This is a genomic window from Paracoccus marinus (genome assembly GCF_007018965.1).
GTDB classification, from domain to species: Bacteria; Pseudomonadota; Alphaproteobacteria; order Rhodobacterales; family Rhodobacteraceae; genus Paracoccus; species Paracoccus marinus.
In genome coordinates this window covers 113087-124913 of the sequence record NZ_VJYZ01000010.1, presented here as the reverse complement: position 1 = coordinate 124913, position 11827 = coordinate 113087, and the positions used below count along the sequence as shown (strand labels likewise).

The window sequence follows — 11827 nt, the reverse complement described above, 5'->3', positions numbered from 1 at the left end:
CCGCCGGACGCGGCCCTTCTACCTGCGCGGGCGCGGCAGGGCCATGCCGATCTGCGGGCCTGCCGCGCCCGCGCGCCAAACGCCGCGACGGCTTTGCGGCGGCGGCGGGGCGGGGTATCCAGCGGATGCTTTTTCAAGGTGACCGCCCGTGCCGCTCGTCTTCGTCCTCATCATCGCCGCCTGCGCCACGGTCGAGCTGGCGCTGACCGGGGCGGCGCTGGCCGGCTGGCCGGCGGTCCGGCTGGGCGCATTCGCCTATGGCGGGTTCTACCCGCAAATGCTGGACGACTGGCCCGGGCTGTTTCCCGGCCAGCGGATGACGATGTTCGCGACCTACGGGTTCCTGCACGCGGGCCTCTTGCACCTGACCATGAACATGCTGGCGCTGGCGCAGCTTGCGCGCGAGATGGCCACGGTGATGGCTGCCCGCGCGATGCTGCTGATCTATGCGGTGTCGCAGGTGGGCGCAGCGTTGGCGCAGGCGGCGCTTGCGCCCGAGGGGCCGGTCATGGTCGGCGCGTCCGGTGCGATCTTCGGGCTGGCCGGGGCGCTGATCGCGCGCAACTTCGTCGTGGTGGTGCGGCGGCGGCTGCCGATGCAGCCGCTGGTCAGGTCGGCGGCGACGCTTGTGGTCCTGAACGTGGCGCTGGCGCTGCTGGTGCCGCAGATCGCGTGGCAGGCGCATGTGGGGGGCGCCGCGACCGGCGCGGTGCTGGGGATCGCGCAGGCGGTGCTGACCCGAAAGGGATAGGGCCGGCGCATCGCACCGGCCCCGTGAAACCCTGCAGACCGCCCCTTACTTGGGCGCCCAGATGGTCTTTTCGCGGGCCCAGTTCCGCTCGCACAGCTTGGACACGATCTGGTCGGCCGCGCTGGCCTGCAGGACGAAATCGTCGGCCTGCACCCCGGCCTTGTCCAGCACCGGCTGCGCCTCGGCCGAATAGCCGATCGCCTTGAGGTGGGCGAAGGCGTCCGACAGCCAGTCGATCGCGGGCTTGTGGCGGACAAGCTCGGCCGCGCCGTCGGCAGACGCGACCACGGCCACCGCGTCGAAGATGACCGAGGGCGCGCCGTCAAGCTGCGCGTCGGCCGCCATCTGCTTGCCGTCGGCGAGCTTCGGCCCGCCGACCTTGGGCGACACGATCATCACCGACGCGCCCTGCGACCGGGCCGCCGACGCCAGCGCCTCGACCACCGCGGCGTCCGCGCCGTCGGTCACGAGGACGCCCAGCTTGCGCCCCTTGGCGCTGCGGTCGGCGTTCTTCAGGATCGACAGCGGATCGGACGGGGCCGCATCGACCGGCGCCTTGGCCACGGGCGCGGCCTCCGGCAGGTCCATCCCCAGCCCCTCGGCCACGCGGCGGGCAAGGTCCTCGTCGATGTTGCGAAGCTGCGACATCTGCCGGATGCGGACATGCGGCATCTGGCACTTCGACAGCTCGAACACCTGGGCGTTGACGATGTGCCCCTGCTCGGTCTCTGTCTGCGACAGGTAGAACTGGCGCGCCTGGCTGAAGTGGTCGGCAAAGCTTTCCGCCCGCACCCGCAGCTTTTCGGCAGGCTCGTTCCCAAGCTCGGTCATCCGGGCGATCGTGCGGAACCCCTGCTCGGCGTCCACGCGCGGCCCCGCAGCCTCGCCCGCCTCGTTGAGCGAGTTCGGCTCGTAGTTCGCGCGGCCCTTCGGCACCTGCGTCTGCATCAGCCCGTCGCGCTGGAAGTTGTGCATCGGACAGCGCGGCGCGTTGATCGGGATCTGGTGGAAGTTGGTCGTGCCCAGACGCGATTTCTGCGTGTCCATGTAGCTGAACAGACGCCCCTGCAGCAGCGGGTCGTTGGAAAAATCGATCCCCGGCGGCACGTTCGTGGGCAGGAAGGCGACCTGCTCGGTCTCGGCGAAGAAGTTGTCGGGGTTGCGGTTCAGCTGCATGGTGCCGATCACCTGCACCGGCACGTCCTCTTCCGGGATGATCTTGGTCGCGTCCAGCACGTCATAGGACTGGGCGGCCGCGAACGCCTCGTCGAAGACCTGGATGCCCAGGTCCCATTCCGGGAAATCGCCCGCGTCGATCGCCTCCCACAGGTCGCGGCGCAGATAGTCGGGGTCGGCGCCCGAGATCTTGACCGCCTCGTCCCACAGGGTCGATTGCAGGCCCAGCTTCGGCTTCCAGTGGAACTTGACGTAGGACGCTTTTCCGTCCGCGCTGATGAGCCGGAAGGTGTGGACACCAAAGCCTTCCATCATGCGGAAGCTGCGCGGGATCGCGCGGTCGGACATCAGCCACATCGCCATGTGCTGGCTTTCCGGCATCAGCGAGATGAAGTCCCAGAAGGTGTCGTGGGCCGATGCCGCCTGCGGCATCATCCGGTCCGCCTCGGGCTTCACCGAGTGGATCAGGTCGGGAAACTTGATCGCGTCCTGGATGAAGAACACGGGCATGTTGTTGCCGACGAGGTCCCAGTTGCCTTCGCTCGTGTACAGCTTGACGGCAAAGCCGCGCACGTCGCGGGGCGTGTCCTTCGATCCCTTGGACCCGGCCACGGTCGAGAAGCGGACGAACACGTCGCAGGTCGTGCCTTCGGCCTGGAAGAGCGCGGCGCGGGTCAGTTCGGGGATCGCGCGGGTGACGGTGAAGGTGCCGTGCGCGCCGGAGCCGCGGGCGTGGACGATCCGTTCCGGAATGCGCTCGTGGTCGAAGTGGAAGATCTTTTCGCGCAGCACGAAATCTTCCAGCAGCGACGGCCCGCGCGCCCCGCCCTTGAGGCTGTTCTGGTTGTCGCTGATCGGAACGCCGTGGTTGGTGGTGATCCGCGCGTCGCGGTCGGTTGTGGTCTGCTGCAGTTCGCCCCCGTTGCCGCGCTGGTCCTGGTAGGACGCATTCGTCGCGTCGGTGTTGGTGCCTGCCTGCAGCGACGTGGCGGCGACGGGATTGTCCCGCTTGCCGGCGCCGGGGGTGGGTTTCTGTGCCATGATGCTCTCTCGCGTCCCGATGTTGTTGGTAAGACCGGACGCGCCTTGCGGGGTCCGGCCCTGACAGCCGGCCCGCCGGTGCCCCGCGCCGCGGACCAGCGTGGCTTTAACCGCACACGAAACCGAACCGTTCCATTCGGCGGAGGTCGAGACGGCGCATAAGCCCGCCCGGCGCAGGGCCTGCGCCGGGCGGGTCGTTCGAAAGCAAGCGGCGTTCACCGCCGCGCGAGGGTCAAAGCGAGCCTGCGCCCTGCATCGCCGCGCGGGTCAGGCGTTCGGCGATCTCGAACATTTCCTCGGGCGCGTAGTCGGGGGTGAAGACGTTCGGCTCCCCGGTGAGGTCGTGGATCTTGCCGCCTTCGGGCATCCCTTCGACGACCACGAGGTCGCCGGGCGGATCGCCGGGCAGCGCCTGCTCGCCTTCCCAGATCCCGCGGATCGCCTGATAGTCGCCCTGCGAGAAGGTATACAGCCGCCGGTGCGACCCTTCGTCCAGGTACTTCTGGCATTCGGGGATCTTGTCCAGCGGGATGTTCGGCGTCGGCAGCATCTGCTCGATCGCAACGCCCGTCAGCTTTTTCAGCGCCAGCGCGTAGGCATGGGCGTGGACCGAGCCGCGCACCAGCAGGTAACCGCAGACCTCGCGTCCGGTGGCGTTGTCGTGGGTCAGCGATTCATAGACCCGAAGCTTGTGCAGGCGCGCGCCGCATTCCAGGTGGAAGTTGTGCAGCAGGTCGAAGACGACGTTGCCGGTGGTCGTGACCATGTCGACGTTCCACGACATGGAATTCGAGTTCACGGGCACCGCCCCGCCCGCGTGGGAAAAGAACGACGCGGCCGAACGGATGTCCTTCATGGCCTCGGCCGGCGCGCCCGAGACGTCGCCGCCGGTGCGCTCATCCGCGCCGGGCTTGTCGGGGCCGTTCGCCAGCATCGCGATCCCGTGCGAGACCAGCTCGACATGGCCGAGTTCCTCGGCCGTGATCGCGGCGACGAGGTTGTAGAACGGCGTCAGCTTCGACTTCGACCGGAAGTTGAAGCTTTGGAACATGTAGTTTCCAAGGGTCGACATCTCGCCGTACTTGCCGCCGAGCAGCTCCTGCAGGGCGGCGGCGGCGTTGGGGTCGGCGCGGGTGGGGGGCGGCAGTTCGGTCTGAAGCTGATCGACGCGCATGAACATGGTTTTCGGTCCTCGCTTGGGCGGATGCCGACATCGGCATCCATGCGACAACCCGAAGGACCGGCGATGGTCCCGGCATTTCCGGTCAGCTTAACAAAGATCGTGCAGCGGTATTCAGGGCGTGGTTCCCGGCTCGGCTGCCGGGCCGAGGCCCGGTTCGGAGGCCGGTGCGGGCGCCGAAGGCTCCACCTTCGCGGCATCCCGTTCGCGCCCTTGGTCCGGTTCGGCGGGGGGCGCATTCCCGGGTGCATCCGCCGGTTCCTCGGGAAAGTCGCTGCCTGACAATCGCCGCATGGCGGGGCGCAGCGTCTCGGCCGGGACATGGGCCAGCGTCACAGCCGTTTCGCCGGGGTTCGCGTCCAGATGATCTGCCAGCAGCCGGTGGGCCAGCCCGTAGCCCGCCCATTTCCGCAGGTTGCCCCGGCCCTGGAACCACAGCGCGTGGTCATAGTCGCGCCGCGCCCATTCGGTGATCGCGCGCTTGGCAAGCCCCGCGGTGGGCGGCGTCTGGTCCCACGGATCGGGCGCGCCGCCCAGCACCTGCGTAACGAAATGCCCGGCCAGCCCCTCGCTCACCAGCGCCTCGCCCAGGCTGCGGCCGTAGCCGGGGCCGTCCCAGCGCAGGATGTGGTGCAGTTCGTGCAGCATGGTGCGGATCAGCGGCACCGGATCGCCGTCGGCAAAGCGGGCGGGCGCGACGGTCAGTTCGATCACGCCCGGCGCGGGCGCGGCACCGCCGACGCCCCAGTCGGGGATCCCCTCGCCCGCGCGCACCACCACGTCGAAATCGGGAACGCGCGCATGGTCCGACGCCAGCGCCACGCTGTCGGCGATGGCGGTACGCAGTTCGGGCATGATCCCCGTCAGGTCGTGCCGCGCGTTCAGGAAATGGACCTGCCAGTAGGGCATCAGACCTCCGGCACCAGCACCTCGCGCTTGCCGACGTGGTTGGCGGAACTCACGACGCCCTGCTCCTCCATCTGCTCGACGAGGCGCGCGGCCTTGTTGTAGCCGATCGCGAGCTTGCGCTGGATGTAGCTGGTGGAACACTTGCGGTCCTTGGCGACGATCTGCACCGCCAGGTCGTAAAGCTCGGCGTCCCCGCCCTCGCCGCCAAGGCCCAGCACCGCGTCGATGTCGGACGCGACCTCGTCCTCGGGTCCGTCCACGACGCCCGACATGTAGCTGGGCGGGCCGAAGGACTTGAGGTGGTTCACGACCTCCTCGACTTCCTCGTCGGACACGAACGGGCCGTGGACGCGGGTGATGCGGCTGCCGCCGGCCATGTAGAGCATGTCGCCCATGCCCAGAAGCTGCTCGGCCCCCTGTTCGCCCAGGATCGTGCGGCTGTCGATCTTGGACGTGACCTGGAAGCTGATCCGGGTCGGGAAGTTCGCCTTGATCGTGCCTGTGATCACATCGACCGACGGGCGCTGCGTGGCCATGACGATGTGGATGCCCGAAGCCCGCGCCATCTGGGCAAGGCGCTGGATGCAGGCCTCGATTTCCTTGCCGGCGACCATCATCAGGTCGGCCATCTCGTCCACGATGACGACGATGTAGGGGAACGCCTCGGGCTGGAACTCCTCGGTCTCGAACACGGGCTCGCCGGTGTCCTCGTCGAAGCCGGTCTGCATGGTGCGGCGGAACATCTCGCTCTTGGCCAGCGCCTCGCGGACGCGGCCGTTGTAGCCCTCGATGTTGCGGACGCCCATCTTGGACATCTTGCGGTAGCGTTCCTCCATCTCGGAGACGACCCATTTGAGGGCGACGACCGCCTTCTTGGGGTCGGTCACGACCGGCGACAGCAGGTGCGGGATGCCGTCATAGACGCTGAGTTCCAGCATCTTCGGGTCGATCATGATGAGCCGGCATTCCTCGGGCGTGAGCTTGTAGAGGAGCGACAGGATCATCGTGTTGATGGCGACCGACTTGCCCGACCCGGTGGTCCCGGCGATCAGGAGGTGCGGCATCTTGGCGAGGTTCGCCACCACAGGCTCGCCGCCGATGTCCTTGCCGAGCGCCAAGGGCAGCGGCATGGAGGTATCGCCGAAGGCGCGGGCGGCGAGGATTTCCCGCAGCACGACCTTTTCGCGGCGCTGGTTCGGCAGTTCGATCCCGATCACGGTGCGGCCCGGCACGGTGGACACGCGCGCCGACAGCGCCGACATCGACCGGGCGATGTCGTCGGACAGGCCGATCACCCGGCTGGCCTTGAGCCCCGGCGCGGGTTCCAGTTCGTAAAGCGTGACCACCGGGCCGGGATGGACGGCGGTGATCTGCCCCTTGACGCCATAGTCGTCCAGCACCGCCTCCAGCATCCGCGCGTTTTCCATCAGGGCCTCTTCGGGCAGCTGGTGGCGTTCGACGGTCGAGGGGGCGGACAGCAGCGCCAGCGGCGGGCGTTCGTAGTGCGGCGACGCCCGGTCGAAGTCGAGGCTGGGCTGCGCCTCGCTGCGGGCCTGCTTTGACGGTGCGGGCTTGCGCATCGGCGGCACGACGACGCGCTGGCGGTCGGCGCCGAAGGGGGCGGGCTCGGCCGGTTCGGGATCGCCCGGCGGACGGTTGCGGCCGAGCCGCGCGGTCAGGGCCGACAGCGCGCCGATGGGCCCGCCGGCGCCCCCCGTGCCGCCCGCGCCGCCGGTGCGGGCGCTGATCGCGTCGCTGATGCGGGCGTCGATCTCGTCCTGCGACGGGGCCTCATCGTCGTCCGCATAGTCGCGCAGCGTATCGACCAGTTCGGGCTCGGGGTCGCGGTGGGCGGCGTGTTCGGCTTCGTCCGGTTCCGGCGCGGGCGCGCCGATGCGGAAACGGCCGATCTGGCGGCCGGCGCGGGGGCGGCCGGCGTCGTCGTCGGGCAGCGCCACGTCGGCACCGGCGGCGGCGGCAAGCCGGGCGCGCCGCGCATCGGCCCGGCCGCGGATCGCGCGCGCGGCCCCGGCCGATGCGCCCGCGCCGCGGCCGATGGCCTGCAGGAACAGGTGGGCCGCGAAGCGCAGGCCGTTTTGCAGGAACCGGGCGATCGCGATCGCCTCGGCCCGCGAAAAGCCCAGCACGAAGGCCGAGAACGCGACCGTCGCGACCGCCGTCAGCAGCGCCAGGATCTTGATCGCGATCGACGCCTTGACCGGCACCAGCCCCAGCATCGCGCCCATCAGCATGTCGCCCAGATGCCCGCCCAGACCGAAGCTTTCGCGCCACCCGGGCGGCGGCACGATCGAGGTCGCATAGACCGACAGAAGCACCATCGCGATCGGCAGGAACACCGCCCGCATCAGCCGGTCCTCGCCCCGGTGCAGCATCAGGCGCAGGCCCCAGCCGACCGCGCCCACGGCCAGCATGTAGCTGCCGTAGCCGGTGATCATGTAGAGCGCGGACGAGACATAGGCCCCGATCCCGCCAAGCAGGTTCTGCGCGGGCGCGTCGGTCGCGGACTGAAAGCTGGGGTCGTCGGGCGAATGGCTCAGCAGCATCAGCGCGATCAGCGCGCCCAGCGCCACCAGCGCCGCGCCGACCACTTCCTTGCCGCGCCGTTCCAGCGCCGCCTGCGTGGACTGGTCGAACAGCGGATTGCGTTGCTTGGCCTGCCAGCTCGCCATCTTTCAGCCCCTTTCGTACAGCACGTCGCGGATGCGGATCAGCGCGGCCTCGGTTTCGTCCGCGGGCCCCACCAGCGCCACCCGGACAAAGCCCGCGCCGGGGTTCACGCCGTCCACCTCGCGCGAGAGATAGGCGCCCGGCAGCACCTGCACGCCCGCCTCGCGCCACAGCCGGATCGTCGACGCCTCGCCGTCATCGACCGGCAGCCACAGGAAGAACCCGCCCGCCGGACCCTTGTAGCCCGGCACGTTCCCCAGCACCCGGTCGGCGATGGCGTATTTTTCCTGGTAGAGCGCCCGGCTCGCCGCCACATGCGCCTCGTCCGCCCAGGCGACCTCGGCCACGCGCTGCATCGGCAGCGGCACCGGCGCGCCGGAATAGCTGCGCAGGACCCGCAGGCGGGAGATGTTGGCCCGCGATCCCACGGCGATCCCTGCGCGCAGACCCGGCAGGTTCGACCGCTTGCTGAGCGAGTTGAAGACGACGACGCGCTCGGGCAGGGCCATCGCCTCGGCCACCTCGAGCGCGCCGGGGGGCGGGGCGTCGCGCCAGATCTCGGAATAGCACTCGTCGGCGAAGACGACGAAGTCGTGCCGCTCGGCCAGCGCGATCAGCCGTTCCAGATAGTCGCGGTCGGCGACCGACCCCTGCGGGTTCGCGGGCGAACACAGATAGCAGATCGCGGTCGCGTCCAGCACCGCCGGGTCCAGCGCGGCATAGTCGGGCAGGTGCCCGGTGGCGTCGGTCGCCGGCACGAACACCGCGCGCGCCCCCACGGCGGCGGCGGCGACGGCATAGACCTGATAGAACGGGTTCGGGATCAGCACGACCGGCTGGCCGCCGTTCTTGCGTTCCGGGCACAGCGCCAGCGCCGCGTTGAACAGCCCCTCGCGCGAGCCGTTGAGCGCGGTGATCCGGTCGGGCGCGATGTCGAGCCCGTAGCGGGTCTGCAGCCAGCCCGACACGGCGTCGAGGAACTGGGGCGTGCCCTCGTTCGGCGGGTATTTCGCAAGCTCGCCCACCGAGCGCGCCAGCGTGGGCGCGACGAAGTCGGGGATGGCATGGCGCGGCTCGCCGATGGTCATGACGACGGGGGCCACGCCAGCGGGCGGGGTCACGTCGGCCAGAAGCCGGCGCAGGCGCGGAAACGCGTATTCGGGCAGGTTCGAAAACCGCTCGGGATCTGCCATTGCTGCCTCGGGTTACGGGATCGTTGTCGCCCCGTTTGGGGCAACATTACCGGCATTTCGCCATTGCGTCCAGCCACAGGGCGCAGCTGGCAGGCGGGCGAGGCTTGCGCGAATCACCCGTGGTCCCGCAGCGCGGCCTCGACCGCCGCCGCGATCCTGAGAAGCGCGCGATCGCGCCCGCCCGCGCCCATCAGCATGATCCCGCAGGCGGGCCGCCCGGTGGGAAGCGTGACCGCGGGCAGGCCCAGCACGTTCGCAAAGCGCGTGTTCCGAAGCGCGAGGATGTTTTCCGCGACAAAGGCGTCGGCGTCGTCCGCGACCCTGGCGATGGGTGGCGGCAGCGACGCGACGCTGGGCAGGATTACCGCGTCCATGCCCGCGACCGCCTCGGCCCAGGCAAGCCGCGCGCGTTTCAGGTCGGCCCAGCGTTCCACGAACTCCATCGCCGTCATCGCCGCGCCGCTGCGAAAGCGGTTCAGCGTGAACGCGCCCAGCATTTCGGGCGCGACGTCGATCTGCGCGCGCCAAAGGCCGTAGGCCTCGGGCCCGAACAGGGGCGTGCCGAGGTCCATGGCCAGCTGGCCTTCGGGCGGCGTGGCGTGGCTGATGACCGCGCCTTTGGCGGACAGGTGGTGGACCGCCTCTTCGAACGCCTGCACCGGGGCTTCGCGCGCGTCCACGTAAGGCAGCCCGCCCAGGACCAGCAGCCGCAGGCCGCGCACGTCGTCCGCGCCGCGCAGGTCGGCGGACGGGGCGCCGGTCAGCAGCGCCATGATCTCGGCGCAGTCCTCGACCGTGCGGGCGATGGGGCCTACGCTGTCGAAGCTGGTGCAAAGGGGCAGGACGCCGTCCATCGGGGTCGCGCCGTGGGTCGGCTTGAAGCCCACGAGGTTGTTCCACGCCGCAGGCACCCGGATCGAGCCGCCGGTATCCGACCCGATCGCCGCCGCCGCGAGGCCGAGCGCGACCGACACCGCCGCGCCCGACGACGACCCGCCCGGACACAGCGCCGGGTCAAGGCTGTTGGGCGGCGTCGCGGTGGACGGGTTCACGCCAAGGCCGGAAAACGCCAGTTCGGTCAGGTGGGTCTTGCCCAGGCACACCAGCCCCTGCGCGGCCGCGTCGGCCAGCAGCCGCGCATCGGTGCCGGGCACCCGCCCCTCAAGCAGGCGCGTCCCGCCTTCGGTCGCGGTGCCTGCGCTGTCGATGTTGTCCTTCCAGCTCAGCGCCACGCCGTCCAGCAAGCCCCGCCGCAGCCCGGCGCGGGCGCGGTCATGGGCGCCGACGGCCTCGGTCCGGGCGCGGTCGGGCGTGGTGCGGGCATAGACGCGCGCGGCGTCGGGGTGGCGGGCGATGGCGTCAAGATAGCCCTCGGCCAGGTCCACCGGGCTGACCAGCCCCGCCATGACGGCCCGCCCCTGTTCGGTCGCCGAAGATCTGAGCCAGTCCATGCGCTATCCCTCGCCGGTTCGGGTGACGCGCAAAGGCTAGCCCCGCCCCGCCGCGCGGGCAATGGCGCGGGGGGCGGGCGGCGGGCGGGCGGGGGCGCGCGTCCGGCCCGCATGGACCCCGGCCGGGGCGGCGGGTAAGCTTGGCGCGGACCCCGCCGCGCGAGACACGACATGGATCACGATCACGACGTCATCATCGCGGGCGGCGGGCTGAACGGGCCGACGCTGGCGCTGGCGCTCGCGCAGGCGGGGCTGGCGGTCGCGGTGGTGGACGCCCGCCCCGCGCCGGACCGCGCCGTGCGCGGGTTCGACGGGCGCGCCTATTCGCTGGCGCTCGCCTCGCGCAGGCTGCTGACGGCGCTGGGGCTGTGGGGGACGCTCGCGCCCGACGCGCAGGCGATCGGCAAGGTCGTGGCCACCCAAGGGCTGCCCGGCGAAGGCGCGGACCGGTTCGCAATGGTCTTCGACAGCGCCGAAATCGAGGAAGGCGCGGTCGGCCACATGGTCGAGGATCGGCACCTGTACCGCGCGCTGCTGGACGCCATGCAGGGCCGGGTGACGCATGTTCCGGGCACCTCGGTCGTAGGCCAGGACGCCGTGCCCGGCGGGATCGAGGCGGTGCTGTCGGACGGGCGCCGCATGTCCGCGCGGCTGCTGGTCGGCGCGGACGGACGGCAGTCCGGCGTGGCCTCGCGCGCCGGGATCAGGCGGGCGGGCTGGGACTATCCGCAGACGGCGCTGGTCGCGGCGGTGGAACACGAGCGCCCCCACGACGGCGAGGCGCATCAGTTCTTCATGCCGACAGGGCCGCTCGCGATCCTGCCGCTGACCGGCAACCGCAGCTCGATCGTCTGGTCCGAGGACAGGGCCCGCGCCGCCGCCATCGCGCGGCTGGACGACGACGGCTTCCTTGACCTGCTGCGCCCGCGCTTCGGCGATTTCCGGGGGCGGATCGCGCTGGCCGGGCCACGCTTCAGCTATCCGCTCGCCCTTGGCCTTGCCCATGACTACGTCGCCCCGCGCGTGGCGCTGGCGGGCGACAGCGCCCACGGCGTCCACCCGATCGCGGGCCAGGGGCTGAACCTCGGCCTGCGCGACGTGGCCGCGCTGGCGCAAGTGCTGGTCGAGGCGAAGCGGCGGGGCGAGGACATCGGCGCGGCGGACGTGCTGGCCCGTTATCAAGGCTGGCGGCGGTTCGACGCCACGCTGATGGGGCTGGGGATGGACGGGGTGAACCGGCTCTTTTCCAACGGAAACCCGGTCCTGCGGACGGCGCGCGGGCTGGGCATGGGCGCGATCAATTCGGTCGGGCCGCTGCGCCGCGCCTTCATGCGGCAGGCGGCGGGGCTGTCGATGGACCCCATGCCGCGCCTGCTGGAAGGCCGGCCGCTGTAGCGCCCCTTACCCGCGCGGCCCGGCCCCGGAACCGTCACGACAG

The 11827-nt window shown here is 70.7% G+C and carries 8 protein-coding genes; 2 read left to right on the top strand and 6 right to left on the bottom strand.

Annotated features, from left to right (window positions below; genetic code table 11):
* Positions 1-148 precede the first annotated feature (148 nt).
* Positions 149-751: a rhomboid family intramembrane serine protease gene (locus FNF32_RS06325; RefSeq protein ID WP_131673249.1), complete on the top strand. Its 603-nt coding sequence runs from the start codon at positions 149-151 to the stop codon at positions 749-751.
* Between the two features lie 45 nt (positions 752-796).
* On the opposite strand, the gene FNF32_RS06320 is transcribed toward FNF32_RS06325, so the two are convergent.
* The 6 genes from FNF32_RS06320 to FNF32_RS06295 form a co-directional block, all read right to left on the bottom strand.
* Positions 797-2968, bottom strand: coding sequence for a catalase (locus FNF32_RS06320; RefSeq protein ID WP_143796535.1), 2172 nt, complete (start codon positions 2966-2968; stop codon positions 797-799).
* Between the two features lie 232 nt (positions 2969-3200).
* Positions 3201-4148, bottom strand: coding sequence for a manganese catalase family protein (locus tag FNF32_RS06315; protein ID WP_131673247.1), 948 nt, complete (start codon positions 4146-4148; stop codon positions 3201-3203).
* Positions 4149-4262: 114 nt separating this feature from the next.
* Positions 4263-5057, bottom strand: coding sequence for a DUF2268 domain-containing putative Zn-dependent protease (locus FNF32_RS06310; RefSeq protein WP_131673246.1), 795 nt, complete (start codon positions 5055-5057; stop codon positions 4263-4265).
* Entirely contained in the window at positions 5057-7747 is a 2691-nt protein-coding gene (locus tag FNF32_RS06305) for a DNA translocase FtsK (RefSeq protein WP_143796534.1), read from the bottom strand. The genes FNF32_RS06310 and FNF32_RS06305 overlap by 1 nt, the downstream gene beginning before the upstream one ends.
* Positions 7748-7750: 3 nt before the next feature.
* Positions 7751-8938: an aminotransferase class I/II-fold pyridoxal phosphate-dependent enzyme gene (locus FNF32_RS06300; protein ID WP_131674779.1), complete on the bottom strand. Its 1188-nt coding sequence runs from the start codon at positions 8936-8938 to the stop codon at positions 7751-7753.
* A 113-nt stretch (positions 8939-9051) separates the two neighbouring features.
* On the bottom strand, positions 9052-10389 hold the full coding sequence (locus FNF32_RS06295; protein WP_131674778.1) for an amidase: 1338 nt from the start codon (positions 10387-10389) through the stop codon (positions 9052-9054).
* A gap of 171 nt (positions 10390-10560) precedes the next feature.
* Here FNF32_RS06295 and FNF32_RS06290 point away from each other — a divergent pair, with 171 nt between their 5' ends.
* Positions 10561-11784, top strand: coding sequence for an FAD-dependent monooxygenase (locus FNF32_RS06290; RefSeq protein ID WP_131674777.1), 1224 nt, complete (start codon positions 10561-10563; stop codon positions 11782-11784).
* The last annotated feature ends 43 nt before the right edge of the window (positions 11785-11827 follow it).